The sequence below is a fragment of the Streptomyces sp. NPDC092296 genome (genome assembly GCF_044755465.1).
Classification (GTDB): domain Bacteria; phylum Actinomycetota; class Actinomycetes; order Streptomycetales; family Streptomycetaceae; genus Peterkaempfera.
Genome location: NZ_JBIVRB010000012.1, coordinates 155,358 through 176,545, shown reverse-complemented (window position 1 = coordinate 176,545; position 21,188 = coordinate 155,358). Strand labels below are relative to the sequence as shown.

Genomic DNA, 21,188 nt, shown 5'->3' with positions numbered 1-21,188 from the left:
CCAGGGCACCTGGACCGGCTCCACCTTCACCAAGCCCTCCGCCTTCACCCTCAACGGCACCACCTGCACCACCGCCTGACCTGACCCCACGCCAGCACCCAGCACACCCGACAGACCCAGAGCGGCCGAGGAGGCACCCCGCGTCCTCGGCCGCTCGCTGTCCCCCACAGCGCGGTCCGCCGCCGGCACGAGTAGGAGCCCTCCGTATGCACTTCACGCCCCGCCTGTCAATACGCCCCCTGGTCACGGGACTGGCCGTCGCCGCGATGGCGATCGCGAGCACCGTCGCCCTCACCGTCAACGCCACCCCGTCCCATGCCGCCACCTGTAACGGGTACGTCGGGATCACCTTCGATGACGGCCCGTCCAATGACCACACCCCGGCCCTGCTCAACGCGCTCAAGCAGAACGGGCTGCGGGCCACGGTGTTCAACGAGGGCCAGTACGCCGCCTCCTACCCGGCCCAGGTCAAGGCCGAGCTCGCCGCCGGTATGTGGATCGGCAACCACAGCTACACCCACCCGCACCTGACCCAGCAGAGCCAGTCGCAGATCGACTCCGAGGTCGGCCAGACCCAGCAGGCCATCGCCAACGCGGGCGGCGGCACGCCGAAGCTGTTCCGCCCGCCGTACGGTGAGACCAACTCCACGCTGAAGTCGGTCGAGGCCAAGTACGGCCTGACCGAGGTCATCTGGGACGTCGACTCGCAGGACTGGAACGGCGCCAGCGTCGACGCGATCGTGCAGGCCAACGCGCAGCTCACCAACGGCCAGGTCATCCTCATGCACGAGTGGCCCGCCAACACCCTCGCCGCTATCCCGCGCATCGCGCAGGGCCTGGCCAACCGGGGCCTGTGCGCCGGCATGATCTCCCCGCAGACCGGCCGCGCCGTGGCCCCCGACGGCGGCAGCGGTACGACCGGCGGGACCACCACCACGGGCGGCACCACCACCGGTGGGACGACCACGGGCGGCACCACGACCGGCGGCACCACGACCGGCGGGACCACCACCGGCGGCACCGGCACCCCCGGCGGCTGCAAGGTCACCTACAACCCCAACTCCTGGCAGGGCGGCTTCACCGCCGACGTCACCATCACCAACACCGGCTCCACCGCCATCAACGGCTGGACCCTCGGCTACACCCTGCCCAGCGGACAGTCCATCTCCAGCGTCTGGAACGCCAACATCTCGCCCAACAGCGGCGCCGTGAAGGCCACCAACGTCTCCTTCAACGGCCAGATCCCCGCCAACGGCGGCACCGCCGCCTTCGGCTTCCAGGGCACCTGGACCGGCTCCACCTTCACCAAGCCCTCCGCCTTCACCCTCAACGGCACCACCTGCACCACCGCCTGACCTGACCCCACGCCAGGCTCCCCCGGCCCGGACCGCGCACCCGCGCGGTCCGGGCCGCTGCCGTCCGAACCCGCCCGGACCGCCGGCGGTCCGGCGGTCCGGCAGTCCGGCGGTCCGGGCCGGCCCCCGCTCCCCGTCATGCGCCCGCGACCGGTGATCCGCGCGGGTGGAGCAATCCATTCACCTGACCGCAGCAGCGCGGGCATTCCTCGCACGGCCGGTCGGTTCGTCCGCTGCTAGCGTGGCGTTCGGCGAATGCGCCGTGCTCGCCGTCCCCCACTCCTTCCGAAAAGGAAGAAGAAATGGCCACTACGGCTCCTGACATCATCACCCTCAAAATCGAGAAGATTTTCAACACCCTCGATTCCGACCACAACGGGTACGTCGAGTGGAGCGACTTCCAGCAGCTCGTCGACCGGCTCCTGAACGAGTACCGGCTGGACCGCGGTGACCGCCGGGCCACGGCCCTGCAGGCCGGGTACGCCATGTTCTGGCAGGAACTCGCCCGTCATGCGGACGCCAACGGCGACCAGCGGATCTCCAAGGACGAGTACATCGCGGCAGCCCGGACGTCGACCTTCGACAACAGCCGCTTCGACTCGGTCGACGGCCTGAGCAATGTGCTGTTCGACGTCGTGGACGTCAATGGCGACAACGAGATCGACAAGGACGAGTTCGCCAGGTTCCTGGGAAACGTCTGGGGCGTTCCGATGCCCGACACCATCCAGGCGTTCGCGGCCCTGGACGCGGACGGCGACGGACGGATTTCCCGTTCGGAGTTCATCCGGGCCGCGCGTGAGTTCTTCATGTCCACCGATCCGGCGGCGCCCGGCGGTCGGCTGTTCGGAGCCGTCTGAGCCCTCCCGGCCGGTCGGTTCGCGGTCGGGCCCGGTCGCGCGGCGCACAGCCGGACGGCCGGGCCCGACCTGTGCCCTCACCCGGCCGCCGACCGGCCGCCGGCCGGATGCCCGGCCGGCGGTTGGGCCGCCGGGGTGAACCGCTCGGCGGTGCCCCGGTGTCTGCCCGCACGTCGCCGTCCACCGCAGTAGGTTCCGGCAGCGGACCGGCAGGCAGGGTGCGGAAGAGGTGCGTGCGATGACAGGGGTGCTCGACTGCCCGAGTGGCACGGCCGACGGCCTGATGCGGGTCGATGACGCGGACTGCGGAGCCGAGTGGCTCAGAGCCGCGCTGCGACTCGCGGTCCTGCTGGAGCTGGCCACCATCCCCGTCTACTCGTGCGGCCTGTGGTCGATCAAGGACCCGACGCCCGACGACGCCGTCCACACGGCGCTCCGCGACATCGTCTTCGACGAGATGACCCACCTCGGCCTGGCGGCCAACATCCTCTGCGCCGTGGGCGGCGCGCCGGTGCTGACCGACCCGCGCACCGTGCCGACGTATCCGGGACCGCTGCCCGGCGGGCTCCGGCCCGGTCTGACGGTCCACCTCGCCGGGCTCGACCGGCAGACCGCCGAGATGTACGCCCGCATCGAGATGCCCGACCGCCCGCTCGCCCCCGGCGCCCCCGGCGGTACCACCGGCACCATGGGGGCGTTCTACGCCAAGGTGCGGACGGCCATGGCGCGCAACCGGCACCTGTTCGACGCCGACCCGGGCCCGCAGCTGGACGTCGACCTGTCCAAGCGGTTCGGCGGCGGCAGCGCCATCACCCCCGTCGTCGGCTGGCAGGCCGCCGACGCCGCCATCGGCGTCATCGTGGAGCAGAGCGAAGGCGCCGACGGCTGCCCGGACAACCCCTACCCCGCCGGCCCGGACGAGCCGGCCCACTACTACGCCTTCCTGGAGATCGCCCACGGCCGCAAGCTCGCCAGGACCGGCCGGGGCGGCGCACCCGGCTCCCCGGCCTGGGACTTCACCGGCCCGCCGGTCCCGATGCCGGCCGCCCATCCCATGGGGCGGGTGCCCGACGGGGGCTGGGCCGGCGACCCGGCCAACCGGCCCACCGGCGGCGTCGAGGTCATCCTGGACGACTTCAACGCCCACTACAGCTCGATGCTGCGGTCTCTGGAATCCGTCTGGCGAGCGACGTCGAAGGCCGCCCAGTACGCCGAGCTCAGCAAGGCGATCAAATCCATGGGGCACCTGCGGACCCTCGCGCGCGTCCTGGTCCGCATCCCGCTGCCGGACGGCCGGGGGGCGACCTACGGACCGGAGTTCCGCTACGTCGACCGGGAGCCCTGACCGCGCTCGCGCCGCCCCGCCGGTCGGAGGGCCCGTACCACCGAACCCCGAAACGAGAGGAGAACCGGTGACGACCCCCGCGTATGCCCTGGCCAGCGCCCCCGGTGCGCTGCCGCTGCTCGGCCACACACTCGCGCTCGTACGCAGGCCGCTGGACCTGGTGGCATCCCTGCCCGCCCACGGCGACCTGGTGCGCATTCGCATGGGCCCGCACCAGGCGTATGTGGTGTGCCACCCCGACCTGGTCCACCGCGTCCTGACCGAGGACCGCACCTTCGACAAGGGCGGCCCGTTCTACGACAAGTTCCGGGAGGCGGCCGGCGACGGGATCTCCAGCTGTCCGGCCGCCGCCCACCGTCGGCAGCGCAGGCTGGTGCAGCCCGCGTTCCACCACACCCAGCTGCCGGGCTACGCGGCGACGATGACGCGGGAGATCGCCGCCCTCACCCGGCACTGGCGCCACGGGCAGGTCCTGGACGTGCCCGCCGAGATGAGCCGACTCTCCGCCGCGATCACCGCCGGCTGCCTGTTCACGCTCGACAGCGCCGCCCTGCCCGCCGTGTACGACAGCGTCACCGCGATCAGCACCTCCGTCGCCCGGCGCGTGATGCTCGCCCTGCCGCTGGCCGACCGGCTCCCCACCCCCGCCAACCGGCGCTTCACCCGGGCCCGCGCGCATCTGCGCGCGCTCACCCAGACGCTGATCACCGACCGCCGCGCCACCGGCGTCCACCAGGACGACCTGCTGTCCACCCTGCTGACCGCCCGCGACCAGGACGGGCGGGGTCTGACCGACACCGAGGTCCACGACCAGATGGTCACCTTCGTCATCGCGGGGGTCGAGACCACCGCCTGCACGCTGGCGTGGGCCTGGCACCTGCTCGGGACCCGCCCGGACATCCGGGCCCGCGTCCAGGCCGAGGCCGACACCGTGCTGGGCGGCCGCACCGCCCGCCACGAGGACCTGCCCGCGCTCGACCTCACCCGCCGGGTCGTCACCGAGACCCTGCGCCTGTACCCGCCGGGCTGGCTCATCACCCGCAGGACCACCGCCGACACCGAACTCGGCGGCCACCACCTGCCCGCCGGGACCACCGTCGTCTACAGCTCCTACCAGCTGCACCACCGCGCCGACCTCCACCCGGACCCGGAGTCCTTCGAGCCCGACCGCCCGAGCATGGGCCCCAAGCCCGTGCACGGCAGCCTGATCCCGTTCGGCGGCGGCGCCCGCAAGTGCCTCGGGGAGACCTTCGCCCTCACCGAGACGGTCCTCGCCCTCGCCTCCATCGCCGCCCACTGGCAGCTGGAGCCCGTCCCGGGTCGGCGGGTCCGCGCCTCCCGCCGGGCCACCCTCGGACCCCACCGGCTCACCATGCGCCTGCACCAACGGCACGCGACCGGCGCCCCGGCCCGCTGAAGCCGGGCCCGACGACCAGCCACCGCCAAGGAGACAGCAGTGCCCAGGACCAGCGTCGCGGTGATCGGCTCCGGAGTGGGCGGGCTGACCGCCGCCCACCTCCTCCAGCGCTCGTACGACGTCACCCTGTACGAGGCGGCCCCCCGGCTCGGCGGCCACGCCGAGACCCACACCGTGCCCGACGGAGCGGGCGGCAGCGTCGCGGTCGACACGGCCGTGATGATGGTCCACGCGCGGGGCAATCCGCATGTGATGCGCCTGCTCGGCGAACTCGGCGTCACCACCAGACCGTTGGGCGACATCACACTGAGTGTGACCTGTGCGGAGTGCGGATTCGCGAACCCGGACGCCCACGACCTGCACCGGCCCCCGCCCCGGCCGCAGGCGATGCCCGCAGCCGCCTGGCAGCGCGTCACCGAGCAGACGAAGCGGTTCTCCGACGAGCTGGCGACCGCCCTCGGCGCCGGCGCGGCCGACCGTACGCTCCAGGAGCTGATCGACGCCGGGCAGTACACCGACTACGTCGTCGGGCACCTCATCATGCCGCTCATGGTCACCATGGGGCTCGTCCCCGCCGACAGCGTCCGGCGCTTCCCGCTCGGCCACCTCTTCGAGACGCTGGACCACAACGGCGTCCTGGCCGGCGACAGCGGCTGGCGCTCCATCGTCGGCGGCACCGCCCGCTACGTGGAACGCATCGCCGCGCGGCTGACCGCCGTCCTGCGCTCGACCCCGGTCCGCTCCGTGCGACGCACCGCCCGCGCCGTCGACGTCCGCGACGCCACCGGCACCGTCCGCTCCTTCGACAAGGCCGTCATCGCCACCCACCCCCGGCAGGCGCTGGAGCTGCTGGCCGACCCGTCCGACGGCGAGGCGCGCATCCTCGGCAGCTTCCACTACGCGGCCAACCCCGGTGTGCTGCACACCGACGCCTCCGTGCTCCCCAGCGCACCGGGCATGCGCCGCACCCACAACTACCGCCAGCAGTCCTGCCACCCGGCGAACGCGACCCCCGCACTGAGCATCGACCTCAACCGGCTCCAGGGCATCACGGCGGCCGCCGACCACATCGCGTCCTTCAACGACGAGGCCCGGCGAGCCGCCCCCGCCGCCGTCATCGCCACCCTCGGCTATGAGCACCCCGCCTGGACCCCCGAGAGCGCCGCCGCGCAGCGGCTCCTGCCGCTCCTCTCCGACCACCGGCTGGCCTTCGCCGGTGCGTACCACCACGCGGGCGGCTACCACGAGGACGGCTGCCTGTCCGGCGTACGGGCTGCGGCGGCGCTCGGCGCCCCCTGGTGACCGGCGCCGCCCCCGGCCGGAGCGGCCCCCGCCCCGGACCCGTCACCCGCCGTGCACGGCCCGCCCGCGTGGCCCCGGCACCACCGCGTTCCCGCCCGTCACGGTGAGGAAGCGCTCCAGCCGGGGAGTGTACGTACTCACCGTCGCCACGCCGTTGGAAGCCCGGTGCAGCACACAGGCGAACGGCCGGTACCCCTGCGCGCCGAGCAGCGCCACCAGGGCGTCCAGGTGGCCCCGCGCCGTGGCCGGGGCGGCGGTCTCCCGGAACGGCACCTCCAGCGCGCCCGCGAGACGCGGCCCGAAATCCGCCCGCCCGGCGGCCAGCAGCCGTGGCCTGCGCCGCAGCACCCCGAAGTCGCGCGGCACCCACAACGCCCGCTCCCGGGGCGCGGAGATCTGTAGCAGCTCCCGCAGCGCGCGCCGCACCGCATGGGCCGCCGACAGCGAGGCCCCGTACCCCTGGAGCCTGAACTCCCCGTCCGGCGCGGCATGGGCGCAGTAGGCGGGCACGCCCAGATCGGTCGTCATCTCGATCAGGTGGACCGGCCGCCCGACCCGCCGCTCGGCGTATCCGAGCAGCGCGGCGAGGGCGTCGGGCAGGGTGCCGGTGTCGACCAGCCGCAGCCGCGCCGGAGACGGCACGAGGAAGGTACCGATGAGCAGCAGCGAGAAGGCGTCGCGCTCGACCGTCTCGGCCAGCGCGTGCACCACCGCCTCGGTGGGCGAGGCACCGCTCGCGGTACCGCTGTTGTTGCTGTAGCGCGAGGCCGACGCGTACGCGCATGTGTCACCGGCCAGGGCCCGGAGCCGAGCGCCCTCCGCGCTGCTCACATAGGACGGGCAGGTGAGCAGGAGCGGTACGTCGAGTGCCCCCGGGCCGCGCAGCGCGGTGTGCCGGCGGCAGGCCACCCGTGCGGCGGGGGTGTGTGCCAGCAGCGAGACACCCGGTTCGGCGGCCAGTTCGCCGGTGGCGAGGTCGCCCGCGCGGTGCAGGACCAACTCCTCGGGGCGCACCCGGGCGGCGTGGCTGCGGTAGTGCTCAAGTGCCTCGAACAGCGCGCCGACCCGCGCTGCGGCCGGGTCGCCCTTGCCCGATCCGGTGGCGCCTGGCGGCCGGGAGCCGTCCGCGCGCAGCAGGTCGCAGCGCCATGCGTCGCCGCGGTCCGACAGGTGTGCGGCGAGGCCCGCTTCGCCTGCGGCGGCCTGCCCTCGGCGCCATGCCTCGGGCAGGTCCAGGTCCCGCTCTCCTGCCTGGTTCGGGGCGGTGGCGGTTCGCTGTGTCGTCGTCATGGTCCGGCCCGACCGGAGGACGGGCGCTCCTTCCTGCGGTGTGATCGGTGCTGCGCGCACCCGCCGGGTGGGCGTCGGCCCGATGCCGTACGCCCACCCGGAGGTGAGCCCCGAGGGGTCAGTTCGCCTCGACGATGCCGTTCTCGATCTCTTCGAGCTGGCGCTCCTCGGCCGGGGTCAGGTCCTCCCCCTCCGGCGAAGCGTCGTTCAGGCACCAGGCCGCATCCGCACCCATGACATCTCTCCCATCGGTGAACTCGCGTAGCCGGTCGGCTACGGCAGGGGACGTTCCCCGGGGTGGCGGAGGCAAGCACCTGCGGCGGGCAGAGCGCCGGGGCAGCGCAACGCTTTCACCCGCGCGGGGCAACCGGCCCCGGGTGAGCCGGTGGCCGGTGCGGCCCTGCCCCCGAACGGCGGCCGAACCCCTGCGGGGTGCTCAGTAGGGTCCGGCCAGTTCGGTGGCCCGGGGGAACCGGGCGATCGCCTCGGCGGCGGTCAGGGGTCTGGTACGCCGGGGGCGCAGCGCGGCGAGTGCCACGGCGGGCGCGGTGAGGCGGCCGGCCGGCGCGGCGAGCGAGAAGACGTCGAAGTAGGCGGCCGAGACGGCGGGGTCGGTGAGGGCCGCGTGCAGCAGGCGGCCGGTGTACCAGCGGGTGAGCGCGGTGGTGGGTCCGTGGGCGGTGGGGTGGCTCGAACGGGCGTCGGGGAAGCCCTGGTCCTGCTCCTTGGCCATGGTCCAGGGGGTGTCGACGACGCGGGCGATCCGCTGCTGGATCGAGGCGCTGACGTCGGGGTGCAGGCTCTCGGCGTCGAGGACGGCCCTGATGGCGGCGGCGCACTGGGCGGCGACCGTCATGCCGTGCCCGTACACCGGGTTGAGGGCGGCCACCGCGTCGCCGGTGGCGGTGAACCCGGCCGGGGCGCCGTCCTCGTAGCGGCGGCGGCGGTTCGGGTTTCCGTGGCAGGTGCGGATCGGACCGATCGGGTGGGCGGCGCGGGCGAGGTCGTGGATGACCGGGTGGTCGAGGGTGCGGAGGAAGGTGTGGAACTCGGCCTCGGTACGGGAGGGTTCGCCGCCGCGCGTGCCGGAGAGGGTGATGATCCAGCGGTCGTTCTCGATCGGGATGATGGTGGCGCCGCGCCCGGGGCGGCGGCGGCCGGGGACGGGGACGATGCTCACGACCGGGAAGCCGTGGTTGCCGCCCGGTGCGTCGAATAGCCGGGCGGCGTAGGCGAGTCCGGCGTCCACCGTCTCCTCGCGCGGCCCTTCGAAGCCCAGGGCGCCCAGCCAGCGCGGGGCCTGGGAGCGGCGGCCGGTCGCATCCACCACCAGGTCGGCCGGCAGGCTCTCGCGCGATCCGTCCGGGTGCGCCACGTACACCCCGGTGACTCGGCCCGGGTCTCCGGTCAGGCCCAGGACGCGGGTGTCCTCCCGGATCGTGACGGCGGCCTGGTGGCGCAGCCGCTGCCGGACGGTGTGGTCGAGCAGGTGGCGGCTGCAGGCGATCAGGTAGGCGGTCGAGTCGAAGCCTTGGAGCCAGCCCTCGCCCAGGCGCATCAGCAGGCCGGAGGGGATCGCCCGGCGGTGGGCTCCTGCGGCGCGCAGCGCGGCGACGGTGCCGGGGAGGAGGGAGTCGAGGGCGTCGGCCCCGCCGCCGAGGAGGAGGTGGCTGAAGTCGCCCTGCGGCAGGCCCTGGCGCGGACCGGGCCGGTCGGGCAGGGTGTCCCGTTCGATGACGGTGACGTGCCGGGCGTGCGGCGCGAGGGCTGCGGCGGCCAGCAGCCCGGCCAGGCCGCCCCCGAGGACGAGGGCGGTGCTCACCGGGCGGCCGCGGTGTGGTCGGGGTCGCTGTGGCCGGGGTCGGGGCGGCCGGGGTCGGGGCGGCCGGGGTCGGGGCGGCCGGGGTCACGGCGGCGGGTCGGGCGCATCCACACCGGGCCGGGGCGCAGGGTGGCGAGCGGCACCTCGCGCACGGTTGTGCCGGGGACGGGTGCCAGCCGCCAGGTGCGCATGATGGTGGCGAGCAGCAGGGTCGATTCGGTGAGCCCGAACTGCTCGCCGACGCAGCGGCGCGGCCCGGCGCCGAAGCCGATGAACGGGCCGCGCTGGGGGTGGGCGTCCAGCCAGCGGTCGGGGTCGAAGCGGTCGGGGTCGGGGAAGTGCTGGGGCTGGCGGTGCAGGAGGTAGGGGCTGTAGACGATCGCGGTGCCCTCGGGCAGGGTGTGGCCGCCGAGTCGGGTGTCGGTGGTGGTGAGGCGGGTGAGGAGCCAGCCCGGCGAGTAGAGGCGGATCGCTTCGCGGATGACCCGGCCGGTCAGCTCCAGCCCTTCGACGCTCCCGGCCGGTTGGGCCACCTCGGCGGCGTCGGCCTCGGCGCGTACCCGGTCGGCGATCCGGGGGTGCTGGGCGAGCAGGTGCAGCGCCCACACGGTGGAGTTGGCGATGGTGTCGAATCCGGCGGCGAAGATCGTCATCACCTGGTCGGTGATCTCGGCGCTGGTCAGCATCTGCCCGTTCTCGTCGGCGGTGACCAGCATGGACACCAGGTCGCCGCGGTCGTCCGGTGCCGCGCGGTAGGCGGTGACGACACCGTCGACCAGCCGCGCCAGCCGGGCGCGGGCGGCGGCGTAGCGGCGGTTGGCCGGCAGCGGGATGCGGTTGAGGCGGTGCGGGAGCAGCATCCGCCGGTAGGAGCCGCCGATCAGCAGGACGAAGTCGTCCACGGTCTCCTGCAGCCCGGTGAAGGGGAGCTGGGTGAACAGGGTGGCGACCAGGCTGCGGCCGGCGGTCAAGCTCAGCTCGGCGGTGAGGTCGATCTGCCGTCCGTCGTGCCAGGAGGCGGCCAGCCGCCGGGCCTCCCGGTCCATCACTTCGGCGTACTGGCCCATCCGTTCGGCGCGGAAGGCGGGCTGGACATAGCGGCGCTGGCGGCGGTGGTCGGCGTGCGGGCAGGTCACCAGGCCGTTGCCGGCGAAGTCGCGGATGCGCTCGAAGAGGAAGCCGCCCTTGTCGAAGACCCGGTCCTCGCGCAGCACCTGCCGGGTCAGCTCCAGGTCGCAGACCACGACCGCGCTGACCGGGCCGAGGCGGACCTGGACGAGATCGCCGTGGCGGGGCAGGGAGCGCAGGAACGCCAGCGGGTCGCGCAGAAACGGCACCAGGTGGCCCACCAGGGGGAGCGCGCCGGGCGGTCGGGGAATCATGGTGCTGCCTCCATGCGGTAGCGCGCGGCCGTGGCCGTCCAGCGGATGAGGGCGTGGGTGAAGCGGATCAGTGCCCTGGCGAGGACGCGGACCTCCTCGGGCCAGGACGGGCCCCGGGCGATGCCGTCGGCCAGGAACTCGAACGTCGCCAACTCGGCCTCGCACAGCGCGCCGAGCCGGACGGCGGCGGCGCCGGGGGCCAGCCCTTCGTGGACCGCCAGCGAGCGCAGCAGGTTCTTGCCGTTGCCCGCAGCGCACTCGGCCGGGGCGGAGTAGAGGTCGTTGGCCCAGCAGATGACGTGGTTGAAGCGCATCAGCACGTCCGCGACCTGCGGGTGGCGGAACGCCTCGTCGGAGATGTCCAGGCCGTGGGCGAGCTCGACCCAGCCCGCCGCGCACAGCACGGCCCCGTCCCGGTCCCGCTGGTGCAGGTACTCCGGAACGGTCGGGACGGGACCCTCGGGGGCGCCCGCTTCCAGATAGCCCAGCGAGGCGTCCAGGTACGCCCGGAAGTGCGTCGCGTACCGGGCCCGCCAGAGCGGTGTGGTCAGCCCGGCCGTCTCCCGCCACAGGGCGGCGAACGCACCGACCAGTGCGTCCTCGTCGCCGGCGGGGTCCGGGGCCGTGCGGGCCCCCGGTGCGAGGCGGTCCTCCCGGCCGTCGCCCAGGAGGTCCGCGAGAGCGCGGACCGTCCGCCGGGCTTCGGCGGTGGGCCGACCGATCCACTGGTCGTCGAAGTGGTCGTCAAGTATCCAGGTGAGCACCAGCCACTTGGCCGCCGCGGCCAACCGTGGCCCCCGGGGGACATCGCCCCAGGCCCTGGCGACCAGATCCAGGTGGCCCTGTGCCAGGAACGCCCGTGGGGAGTCCCCGAGGACGCGGCTGGCCGCCAGCCAGGCCCCGATCTCCTCCCGGACGGCGTCGGCGTGGTCGTGGGGCTCGGGACGGCGGACGCGCGCGAGGAGCGCGGCGGCGGCCGGCGGCGGCTTGACGCCGTGGCCGCGCGCCCGCGTGGTACCGGGACCCATGCTCCACCCCCCAGCCCCCGCTGACCGGCGGACCAGCCGGTGGCGACCAGTCTGGCCGACCGCCGCGGCCATGCCCGGACAACCGGCGGCCTTTCCTCCGAACGGGTGAATGTGGCAGCGGTGCGGCTGTACGGGCGACGGCTCAGGCGCTGCGGAGTCGGATCAGCCCGGCTTCGGTCGGCGTGAAGCCGCAGGCGTCGAAGTAGAACGCGCGCAGGTGCGGCTCGAAGTCCACGTGCAGCCATTCGCAGCCGGCGGCTTGGGCCGCTGCCGCCGCCCGGCGGACCAGCTCGGTTCCGATCCCCCGGCGTTGGTGGTCCGGCCGTACCTGGGGATCGAGGAGGAACGCGTGGTCGGCTCCGTCCCACGCCACATTGGCGAAGCCGATCAGTGCCCCGTCCTCGCGGTGTGCGCTCACCCAGCCGAGACTGTGCTCCCGGGCGCGGTCCCACCAGCCCGGTCGCGCTCGACCGCCGTGCGAGAGGGTGAGTGCCGACAGGTCCGCGTCCGTCAGCACTGCCCGCCAGCGGTAGTCGATCTCACATGCCACCCGCACGACGTTCCCAGGCCCGCCCGGCGCGGGCCACTGATTTTCCCGGTCGCACCCATCGCGGCGGCCCAGCGGTTCCCGGCCCGGCCGTCGACACGGCGTCATGGGCCGCCCCGGGGCTGCGGACCGATCGGCCCCGGGGCGGGCATCAGGCGGCGGGCATCAGCGGCGGGCGCCGGGGCGCCGCAGGTCAGGCCAGGTCGAGCAGCTGCTCGTAGAAGCCGCCGAAGCCGCGCTGCCGGTCGATGAAGTGCAGCTCCAGAATCCAGTGGCAGCGCCGGCCCGCGCGGTCGGTGCGGCGCAGCGGGGTGTCGTTCTCCGGGGTGATGTAGGAGTCGGCCTTGGCCCCTTCGTTGGTCTCGTGGGGGAACTCGCCGACCAGATGCCCGGTGTGCCAGGTGCCGATGGCCCAGCCCGCCTCGGTGGCCAGGCGTTCGACCTCGGCATACAGCTGCCGGCCGGTGATGTCCGGGTCGGCGGCGAAGGCGGCCCGTCCGGCGTCGAAGATGCGCGGCAGGTCCCGCAGCAGCCGGTGCTTCTCGGGGTCGTCGCCGAAGACGTAGCTGCGGCCGAAGTCCGCCTCGTACTCCTCGAAGATCGGGCCGAAGTCGGCGAAGGCGATGTCGTCGGTGCCGATGACGCGGTCCGGTGGGTTGTCCTTGTACGGGACGAGGGTGTTGGGGCCGGAGCGGATGATCCGCTTGTGCCAGTGCTTGGTGGTGCCGAACATCTCATTGGCCAGGTCGCGGATGCGGTCGCTCACCTCCTGCTCGCCCACGCCCGGTGCCACCAGTCCGCGCGCTTCGACCTCGGCGAACAGCGCGATGGCCTTCTCCTGCGCTGCCACCAGCCCCTCCGCGCGCTGGTCCTCCCGCACGTCGCTCTGCTCAACTGCCATGTCACTCAACCTCTTTCGCATGTCGTGGTGCTGCTCCTCGCGGCACGAGACCGCCGCAGGGCGTCAGGGCCGCAGCCGGTGGCCGGAGGCTGCCGCGTCCGGCTCGGGCTCCGGCGGCGACCCTGCGAACAGCTCCAACGTACGCAGCCGAGCCCTTACTCCGGACCCGCCCATGGCACCCGACACCGCCGCCCGCCTGCTCGCCGCACCCTGGTCCATATCCTGCACATGCGAGGCCGGACAGCCAATTCGACAGGCATCTGCAAGCCGTCCGGCGTCATCATCCTTTGACGCCTCGCCGTGCTGCTCATCGCCCGGCGGCTCGGCGCAGCCCTCGGATGGCGGCCTGGGTGCCCAGCGTGCCTTGCGTGGCGCCGGTGCGGGGGCCCGGGGTTCGGCAGCCCGGGAGTAGGCAGGCCGCCCTTCCGGCGGGGAGGCTCGGCGCAGGAGGTGGGTGCCGATGCGGATGAGCGCGCGGGAGCGGCGGGCCCTGGTGGTGCGGATGGCGGTCGAGGAGTTCGCCCGCGGCGGGTTCCACGGGACCTCGACCGGGTCGATCGCCGCCCGAGCCGGGGTGTCGCAGCCGTATCTGTTCCGGCTCTTCCCCAGCAAGCGTGATGTGTTCCTGGCCGCGGCCGACCAGGGGACGAGCCGCGCCGTACGGGCCTTCCGGGAGGCGGCCGACGGCGTGACCGGCGTCGAGGCGCTTCGGGCCGGCGAGCGCGCCTGGCGGCTGCTGGTCGACGAGGACTACGCCTTCGCGTTGCAGGGCCAGTTGCACGCGGCGGCGGCCTCGGACGCGGTGATCCACGCGGCGGCGGCCCGGCACTGGGAGCTGCTCTGGCGGACGGTGGCCACGGCCACCGACCTGCCCGAGCCCGTCCTGGAGGAGTTCTTCGGCCGGATGCTGCTGCTGAGCACGGTCACCGCGCTGCGCCCCGGGGCGCCACGGCGGACCGTGCGCACCGCAACAGCGACGGCATGCCCGCCGCTCACCACTCCGACGCCACCCACTGCGCGTGGAAGCCGTGCGGCACCCGTACCGGCAGCGGCACCACCGCGACCGGCGGCCCGGTGAAGTCCGCGGTGTCCAGGACGACCAGTTCGCTGCGGTCGGCGGCGGGGTCGTACACCAGCGTCAGCAGCCACCCGTCGGCCTCCGCAGCCAGCGCGTCGCGCGGCACGAAGGCGGGTTCACCGGTTGTCCGTCCGCCGGTGAAGGCGTGGCGGTCGGCGCGGCCGGTGGCCAGGTCGTGCCGCAGCAGTGCCGGGCCGCAGAGCGCCGCGCCCTGGCCCGGGTCGAGTTCGACGGTGAAGGCGTACCGGTACGGCAGTCCCGTGCGCCGCTCGTCGATCCGGGGGAACTCCTGGACGCGGTCGTCCAGCTGCCGTTCCACCACGGCTCCTTCGCGCGGGTCGAGGGTCCAGCGCCACAGGGTGGGTGCCGACTCGCTGGGGTGCAGCCGGTCGCGGTCGAAGGCCCGCTCGTGGCGGATCACGTCCACGGTGATCCGGCCGTCGGTGTCCTCGAAGGCGTTGACCGGGTGGAAGACGAAGCAGGGCGCGACATCGAGCCAGAGCGCGGCCGCGTCGTGCCGGTCCCGGGGCAGGATGCCGATCCGGGCGTCGCGCTCGGGCTGCCAGGAGTAGGGCGCCGGCGAGCCGGCCCGCGCCTCGGCGTCGTCGTGGGCCACCGGCAGGTCGAAGAGCACGGCGTGGCGTTCGGTCAGGGCGAAGGAGTGCATCCAGGGGCGGCCCTTGACCGGGATCGGCAGCGCGCTGCGGACCCGGCCCTCGACGTCGATGGTGAGCAGGACCGCCTCGTCCCTCGCGTGGTCGGCGGCCACCGCGTGGAGTTCGCCGGTGACCGGGTCGGTGAGGGGGTGCGCGCAGAAGCCGCCGGGGAGGGTGCCGTCGAAGTCGGTACGGGCGAGGGTGCCGAGGCCGGAGTCGAGGACCAGCGGCAGGGCGCCGCCGTCGGTGACGGCCAGGGTGCGGCCGGCGTGCCGGACCAGGTTCGCGTTGACGTTGTCGTCCAGTCCCCGGCGGGGGCCGGGGGTGGGCAGCTCACCGAGGGCGCGGCTGATCGCGTCGCCGCGCAGCCAGCGGTTGCGGTACCAGTGCGCGCGGCCGCCGCCCAGCCGCAGGGCGTGCACCATGCCGGCGCCTCCGAAGGCGTGGTCCACGGCGGGGTCATGGGCGCCTCGGGCGTTGGGCCCGATCCGCAGGAACGTGCCGTCGAGCTGCGGCGGCAGGGTGCCGCGCACGGTCAGTGCGGTGTGGTCGGTCTCGGCGGACACCGGCTGGTAGCCGCGCCCGAGGAGGTGCGTCGTGCTGTGCGGGAGTCCGCCGGCGGTGTGGCCGGTGGCCGGGCGACCGGTGAGCAGGTCGCTCGTGGGCGTGTGACCAGTGGTGCGAGGCATGGCCGCCTCCTCCGTTGAATAGCACCGTTACATAACGGCGTCATGGAATAGCGTCACAGTCGGCTGACATACTGTCAAGGGTGAGTCCACGCCGAGTTGACCCGAACCTCAGTGCCAAGCTGATCGACGCTGCTGCGAAGCTGCTCAGCGAAGAGGGACCGGCCGCGCTGTCCACCCGGAAGCTGGCAGCCATCGTGGGCACCTCCACCATGGCGGTCTACACGCATTTCGGCGGCATGGACGACCTGGTGCGGGCGATGGTCCGCGAGGGATTCATGCTGCTCAGCGGCAGGCTGGGGGCGGTCGAGGAGAGCGACGACCCGGTCTGCGACGTGGTCGCCCTCGGCTGGGCGTACCGCGCCAACGCCAGAGAGCACCGGCACCTCTACAACGTGATGTTCGGCGGGTCGAGCCTCAGCGGCTTCTCGCTCACCGACGCCGACCGGCAGCACGGCCGCTACACCCTGGATGTGCTCGTCGGGGCGGTCAAGCGCTGCGTGGCGGCCGACCGCTTCCGGCCCTCCGACCCCGAACTGGTCGCCCATCAGCTCTGGATCGCCCTGCACGGCCTGGTCACCCTGGATCTCGGCGGCTACCTGGTCGAGCCCAACACCGCGGACGTCTGCTTCGAGGCGCAGGTCTGCGGCATGATCCTGGGCGCGGGGGACGATCCGCAGCGGGCCCGGGAGTCGGTGGCCCGAGCAGCACGGCGGCGGGTCTGAGCCCCCAAGGGCCCGGACCCGCCGCCGACGACGCCCGGGGAACGGACAGCCGTTACGCGTTCCAGGGCGCCTTCGGGAACCAGATGTAGCCGAGCGTGCCCAGCAGCCGGATGTCCCAGTAGACGACCGTGAACGCGCCGGCCACCAGGAACGCGGACGCGGTCAGCGTCGCCGCCCGGCCCGGCTTGCCGGCCAGCCAGCGCCGGACGGGCGGACTGAAGCCGTAGGAGAGGATCAGGAGGAGCAGCGACATCACCAGGATGTTGCCGATCGACTGGAGCGAGAAGGCCACCGCTCCGTAGAGCGGGTTGTGCTCGTCGGCCGCGTGCCGGAACAGGTTGCGGAACAGCGGGTACGGGCGCCCGATCAGAAAGCCGCCGACCATGACGCCGACCAGCACCAGCGGGGCGTTGGGGTGCCGCCGGGCGAGCCCCGCCAGCGGGTCGGGGACCAGGCCGGCCGCGGCCAGCCCGAGCACCAGCATGAACAGGCCGATCACCCCGAACACGATCATGGCCTGGGCGATGCGCGGCGAGATGCCGGAGGTGACCGCCAGCGAGAACTGCGGCATGTGCGTGCCGACCAGGCCGACCAGCACACCGTAGGCGGCGGAGACCGGCAGCATGCCGGCCGCCAGCCAGCCCAGCGGCCGCAGCGCCTGGGCCAGCCGCTGGCGGCGGGTGGGGCTGAGCTGCCCGACCAGCGGGCCCATCGCGCCGAAGACGGCCACATTGCAGGCGGTGAAGGAGCCGGCCAGGCCGGAGACGAAGGCGAAGAGCACACCGGTGGCGATGCCGGTCAGCGGTGTGTTCCTGGCGTCGTGGCCGAGCAGGTGGTCGGCGGTGTTGAAGCCGATCTCGTCGTCCGCCACCTTCGAGGACCAGGCGTAGGCGAGCAGCAGACCGCCCAGCAGGCTGAGCAGCACGACCAGTGCCCGACGCCGTGGGAACAGGCCGTTGACGAAGAGCGACGTGGCGCGCGGCGCCATCGGCGCCGGGACTGCGGTGGTCTCGGTCACGTGGAATCTCCTCTGGGGGCGGGGATGCCGGGAAGCGCGCGGAACGGGACAGAGTGTCCGGTACCGGCGCTTCCAACGCCTACTTCCGTATTGCCGGGCATCGGCACGGTGGGAGTAGTGCCGCAGGCCGTGGCCCCGAAGCATGTAAGCGGAGAGCTGCGGCCGTCCGGGCACGCGGCGGGCTGGAGGCAACGATGAGCGGGAGCTGGCGGGCGGTCAGGCGCCGTCTGATGACGCCGAGCCACAACGAGACAAAGCTGTCGACCCGGGGCTTCCACGAGAAGAGCCCCGAGGCGCGCGAGAACCTGGAGACGGTCGGGGCGACCTTCCTGGACGGGTACGCGTTCGCCGTGGAGGCGCGTGACCAGGACGAGGCGTACCAGCGGCTGGAGCGGATACCGGTGCGGTTCCGCGGTTTCGGCTACGAGGGCGCCGCGATGGGACTGGCCATGCTGGACGGCCTTCCGGTGCCCGGCAGCGGCCGGGTGGCGGCCTTCCTGGCGGGCCACGGCGCCCCGCACGACTACATGGTGCACGTCGGGGTCGGCTGGGCGATGGCCCGGCTGCCCCGCTTCCGTTGGGCGTCGATCGCGCCCGCCGACCCGCTGCTGCGCTGGCTGGCCCTGGACGGATACGGATTCCACCAGGCGTACTTCCGCACCCGGCGCTATGTGCACGAGCAGTACCGGGAGCCGGCCTTCCCATGGCCGGGCGACGAGACCCGGCGCTACGCCGGGCACGCCATCGACCAGGGCATCGGCCGGGCGCTGTGGTTCGTCGGCGGCACCGACCCGACGGTGGTCGCGGACCTGGTGGACGGCTTCGCGGCCGATCGCCGGCCCGACCTGTACAGCGGGGTGGGCCTGGCCGCCTGCTACGCCGGCGGCGCCGGCGAGGCGGAGCTGCTGACCCTGTCCGAGCGGGCCGGGCGCCACCGGCCGCAGCTCGCCCAGGGGGCGGCCTTCGCCGCGACCGCCCGGGTGGAGGCGGACCTGGTGATCCCGCACACCGAACTGGCCGCGAGACTGCTCTGCGGCCTGACCCCGCAGCAGGCCGCCCAGGTCTGCGCGCAGGCCCGGCCGGTGTCCGTGGTGGACGACCGGCTGACGGCGTACGAGGCGTGGCGGCGGCGGATCTCCGAGCGGGTCTCAAGCGGCGCGCCCGAGGCACGGACATGACCGGCGTGGAGTCGGCGGCGGCCCCGGGCCGGCCGCGCGGCGGTGCGCAGCGGCGGCCGCCCGGACCGTCGCGAGCCGGCACCCCGGTGCTGCTGGCCCGGATGGCGTCCGACCGGCTGACGGTGATGACCAGGGCGGCGGCCACCTACGGTGACGCGGTGCGGCTGCCGCTCGGCCCCAAGACCCTCTACTTCTTCAACCACCCCGACCATGTCCGCCGGGTGCTCACCGACAACAGCGCCAACTACCACAAGGGCATCGGCCTGGTGCACGCCCGCCGTGCGCTCGGCAACGGGCTGCTGACCAGCGAGGGCGAGCTGTGGCGCTCCCAGCGCAAGGTGATCCAACCGGTGTTCCAGGCCCGCCGGGTCTCCCGGCAGGCCGGGGCGATCGGCGAGGAGGCGGTGCTGCTGGCCGAACGGCTGAGGCTGTCGGCGGGCGCGGGTCCGGTGGACATCCGGCAGGAGATGACCGGGCTGACCCTCGGTGTGCTCGGCCGCTCGCTGCTCGACGCGGACCTGGGCGCGTACGAGTCCATCGGCGAGGCCTTCGAAGTCGTCCAGGACCAGGCCATCTTCGAGATGATGAGCCTGAGCTCGGTGCCGTCGTGGGTCCCGCTGCCGCTCCAGCTCAGGTTCCGCAAGGCACGGGCGGAGCTGGACCGGATCGTGGCCGCGCTCGCCGACGAGCGCAGACGGCACCCGGCGGCCGACGGCACCCGCGACGACGTGCTGTCGCGTCTCATCGACGCGACGGCCGACGAGCGGGACCCGGCGGTGCGGCAGGACCGGATGCGTGACGAACTGATCACCCTGCTGCTGGCCGGGCACGACACCACGGCCAGCACGCTCAGCTGGACGCTGTACCTCCTGGACCGGCATCCGGAGGTCGGGGAGCGGGTCCGCGCGGAGGTCGACGAGGTGCTGGGCGACCGGCTGCCGGCCTTCGAGGACATTCACCGGCTCACCTACACCTCGATGGTGCTCCAGGAGGTGATGCGGCTCTACCCGGCGGTGTGGCTGCTGCCGCGCAAGGCGCTGGCCGAGGACGAGATCGGCGGCTACCGGGTGCCGGCCGGCGCCGATGTGGTGCTCTGCCCCTACACCCTGCACCGGCACCCGGACTTCTGGGAGGACCCGGACCGGTTCGACCCGGACCGGTTCGCCAAGGGCCGCTCGGCGGGCCGGCACCGGTACAGCTATGTGCCGTTCGGCGCGGGGCCCCGGGTCTGCGTGGGCAGCAGCCTGGGGATGCTGGAGGCCACGGTGGTGCTCGCCGTCCTGCTGCGCCGGCTGCGGCTGTCGGTGCTGCCCGGCCACCGGGTGCGGGCCGAGCCGATGCTGACGCTGCGGGTCAAGGGCGGCCTGCCGATGATCGTGGAGCCACGGAACTGACGGTTCGCGGCCGGTAGGGCGGCCCTCGGCGGATCTCGAGTGACGGAAGAGGATCTCGGTGTGGTCCGGGTTGCCGTGCTCAGGCGGCGGCCCGGACCCGTCGGGTTTGTGCCGCCGTGGCCGAGTCCGAGGCTGACCGGCGGGCGCGGGTCGAAGGCGGCGGCGCGAGTGTGGCGCCGGGCGCTGTTCCCGATCGGGCCGAGCTGCCGTGACCGTCGGTCACCGGCAGACGACGCGCCGGGCGGCGGTACGCCCGGCGGGTGGCCGCCGGCGCCGTCATGCGGGCCGCCGGTCGGGGTCGGTCACAGCCGGTCGACGGGCGGTCGGCGGGCGGTCGGCGGGCGGTCGGCGGGCGGTCGCCGGGCTGACGCCGCCTGCCACGGCGGTCCTGAGCGGCGCGGGCTCCGGACTTCCCCGGGGGAACGGAGCTGTCGGCCGACCGCAGCGAACACCTCGACGCCGTCGCGGCCCGACCCGACAGCCGCCCACGCAAGGCGCTCGGCTGGGGAACCCCAGCCGAGCGCCTCTCTGCACCACTGACGGCCCGATCAACCGACCACGCGCCGCACACGATCACTGGAATCCGCCGATCGCCGGGGGCCTCCCCCCGGCAGCGGGCGCGGTCGGCGCCGGTCAGTCCGCGAGCCGGCGGAAGGCCCCGCCGAGGTAGAGCAGCGGGTCCTCGGTCGACGAGCGGCCGGCGCCCAGGACCGAGCCGACGAAGATGGTGTGGTCACCCCCTTCGTGGACGGCGCTGAGCCGGCACTCCAGCCAGGCCTGGGCGTGGCCGAGCACCGGGGCGCCGGTGTGCCGGCCGGGCTCGTGGTCGATCGCGGCGAACTCCTGCGCCCCGCGCGGACGTCCGTGGTCGGCGAAGTGCCGGGCCACCCACTCCTGGTCGCGGCCGAGCACCGAGACCGCGAACGCCTGCTCGGCCAGCACGGTCTGGTGGATGGCCGCCGACTTCACGACGCACACCAGCACCTGGGCCGGGTCCAGCGAGACGGACGTGAAGGAGTTGGCCGTCATGCCGCACGGGGTGTCGCGCCCTGCGGTCAGTACGGTCACCCCGGTGGCGAAGCGCCCCAGCACCCCGCGCAGGGCGCGGCGGTCGTGGACGTCCGCCTCGGGCGCCTCCACCGGCAGTGGCGGCAGGTCGAGCGAGCCGGGCAGCGGTGCGGAAGCGGATGGGACGATGGACATGGGA

18 protein-coding genes are annotated in these 21,188 nt (G+C 73.9%); 9 read left to right on the top strand and 9 right to left on the bottom strand.

The genetic code is table 11. From position 1 onward, the window contains the following. The first annotated feature begins 206 nt into the window (after positions 1–206). The 5 genes from ACIQGZ_RS23210 to ACIQGZ_RS23190 all read left to right on the top strand — a co-directional run bounded on the left by ACIQGZ_RS23210 (position 207) and on the right by ACIQGZ_RS23190 (position 6,276). A complete protein-coding gene (locus tag ACIQGZ_RS23210; protein WP_402604741.1) occupies positions 207–1,355 on the top strand; it encodes a polysaccharide deacetylase family protein in 1,149 nt (382 codons plus the stop codon). Between the two features lie 302 nt (positions 1,356–1,657). After that, positions 1,658–2,212: an EF-hand domain-containing protein gene (locus tag ACIQGZ_RS23205; protein WP_402604739.1), complete on the top strand. Its 555-nt coding sequence runs from the start codon at positions 1,658–1,660 to the stop codon at positions 2,210–2,212. A 238-nt stretch (positions 2,213–2,450) separates the two neighbouring features. Continuing rightward, positions 2,451–3,557 carry a ferritin-like protein gene (locus ACIQGZ_RS23200; protein ID WP_402604737.1) on the top strand — a complete coding sequence of 369 codons (1,107 nt, stop codon included), beginning with the start codon at positions 2,451–2,453 and terminating at the stop codon, positions 3,555–3,557. 67 nt (positions 3,558–3,624) lie between these two features. Continuing rightward, positions 3,625–4,974, top strand: a complete 1,350-nt coding sequence (locus ACIQGZ_RS23195) for a cytochrome P450 (RefSeq protein ID WP_402604735.1) — start codon at positions 3,625–3,627, stop codon at positions 4,972–4,974. A 39-nt stretch (positions 4,975–5,013) separates the two neighbouring features. Beyond that, positions 5,014–6,276: an FAD-dependent oxidoreductase gene (locus ACIQGZ_RS23190; RefSeq protein ID WP_402604732.1), complete on the top strand. Its 1,263-nt coding sequence runs from the start codon at positions 5,014–5,016 to the stop codon at positions 6,274–6,276. A gap of 42 nt (positions 6,277–6,318) precedes the next feature. On the opposite strand, the gene ACIQGZ_RS23185 is transcribed toward ACIQGZ_RS23190, so the two are convergent. The 6 genes from ACIQGZ_RS23185 to ACIQGZ_RS23160 all read right to left on the bottom strand — a co-directional run bounded on the left by ACIQGZ_RS23185 (position 6,319) and on the right by ACIQGZ_RS23160 (position 13,246). Beyond that, positions 6,319–7,566 carry a YcaO-like family protein gene (locus ACIQGZ_RS23185; protein ID WP_402604729.1) on the bottom strand — a complete coding sequence of 416 codons (1,248 nt, stop codon included), beginning with the start codon at positions 7,564–7,566 and terminating at the stop codon, positions 6,319–6,321. A gap of 436 nt (positions 7,567–8,002) precedes the next feature. Beyond that, positions 8,003–9,388, bottom strand: a complete 1,386-nt coding sequence (locus ACIQGZ_RS23180) for an NAD(P)/FAD-dependent oxidoreductase (RefSeq protein WP_402604726.1) — start codon at positions 9,386–9,388, stop codon at positions 8,003–8,005. Continuing rightward, a complete protein-coding gene (locus ACIQGZ_RS23175; RefSeq protein WP_402604723.1) occupies positions 9,385–10,770 on the bottom strand; it encodes a cytochrome P450 in 1,386 nt (461 codons plus the stop codon). The genes ACIQGZ_RS23180 and ACIQGZ_RS23175 overlap by 4 nt, the downstream gene beginning before the upstream one ends. Next, positions 10,767–11,798: a terpene synthase family protein gene (locus tag ACIQGZ_RS23170; RefSeq protein ID WP_402604720.1), complete on the bottom strand. Its 1,032-nt coding sequence runs from the start codon at positions 11,796–11,798 to the stop codon at positions 10,767–10,769. The genes ACIQGZ_RS23175 and ACIQGZ_RS23170 overlap by 4 nt, the downstream gene beginning before the upstream one ends. Positions 11,799–11,940: 142 nt before the next feature. Next, a complete protein-coding gene (locus ACIQGZ_RS23165) occupies positions 11,941–12,348 on the bottom strand; it encodes a GNAT family N-acetyltransferase (RefSeq protein WP_402604718.1) in 408 nt (135 codons plus the stop codon). A gap of 190 nt (positions 12,349–12,538) precedes the next feature. Then, positions 12,539–13,246, bottom strand: a complete 708-nt coding sequence (locus ACIQGZ_RS23160; protein ID WP_402604715.1) for a M24 family metallopeptidase — start codon at positions 13,244–13,246, stop codon at positions 12,539–12,541. A gap of 460 nt (positions 13,247–13,706) precedes the next feature. Between ACIQGZ_RS23160 and ACIQGZ_RS23155 the strand changes: the two genes are divergently transcribed. After that, complete coding sequence (locus ACIQGZ_RS23155; RefSeq protein WP_402604713.1) at positions 13,707–14,324, top strand: TetR/AcrR family transcriptional regulator; 618 nt, start codon at positions 13,707–13,709, stop codon at positions 14,322–14,324. Here ACIQGZ_RS23155 and ACIQGZ_RS23150 read toward each other — a convergent pair. After that, on the bottom strand, positions 14,239–15,669 hold the full coding sequence (locus ACIQGZ_RS23150; protein WP_402604711.1) for a carotenoid oxygenase family protein: 1,431 nt from the start codon (positions 15,667–15,669) through the stop codon (positions 14,239–14,241). The two genes, ACIQGZ_RS23155 and ACIQGZ_RS23150, sit on opposite strands and share 86 nt — an antisense overlap. 80 nt (positions 15,670–15,749) lie before the next feature. Between ACIQGZ_RS23150 and ACIQGZ_RS23145 the strand changes: the two genes are divergently transcribed. Continuing rightward, on the top strand, positions 15,750–16,391 hold the full coding sequence (locus ACIQGZ_RS23145; protein ID WP_402604709.1) for a TetR/AcrR family transcriptional regulator: 642 nt from the start codon (positions 15,750–15,752) through the stop codon (positions 16,389–16,391). 52 nt (positions 16,392–16,443) lie between these two features. Here ACIQGZ_RS23145 and ACIQGZ_RS23140 read toward each other — a convergent pair whose 3' ends face one another. Continuing rightward, positions 16,444–17,409: a hypothetical protein gene (locus ACIQGZ_RS23140; RefSeq protein ID WP_402604706.1), complete on the bottom strand. Its 966-nt coding sequence runs from the start codon at positions 17,407–17,409 to the stop codon at positions 16,444–16,446. Positions 17,410–17,603: 194 nt separating this feature from the next. Between ACIQGZ_RS23140 and ACIQGZ_RS23135 the strand changes: the two genes are divergently transcribed. Both ACIQGZ_RS23135 and ACIQGZ_RS23130 read left to right on the top strand, forming a co-directional pair. After that, positions 17,604–18,587, top strand: coding sequence for a DUF1702 family protein (locus ACIQGZ_RS23135; protein ID WP_402604704.1), 984 nt, complete (start codon positions 17,604–17,606; stop codon positions 18,585–18,587). Next, entirely contained in the window at positions 18,584–19,981 is a 1,398-nt protein-coding gene (locus tag ACIQGZ_RS23130) for a cytochrome P450 (protein WP_402604702.1), read from the top strand. The genes ACIQGZ_RS23135 and ACIQGZ_RS23130 overlap by 4 nt, the downstream gene beginning before the upstream one ends. Positions 19,982–20,614: 633 nt before the next feature. Here ACIQGZ_RS23130 and ACIQGZ_RS23125 read toward each other — a convergent pair. Then, positions 20,615–21,184, bottom strand: a complete 570-nt coding sequence (locus ACIQGZ_RS23125) for a flavin reductase family protein (RefSeq protein ID WP_402604700.1) — start codon at positions 21,182–21,184, stop codon at positions 20,615–20,617. Positions 21,185–21,188: the final 4 nt, after the last annotated feature.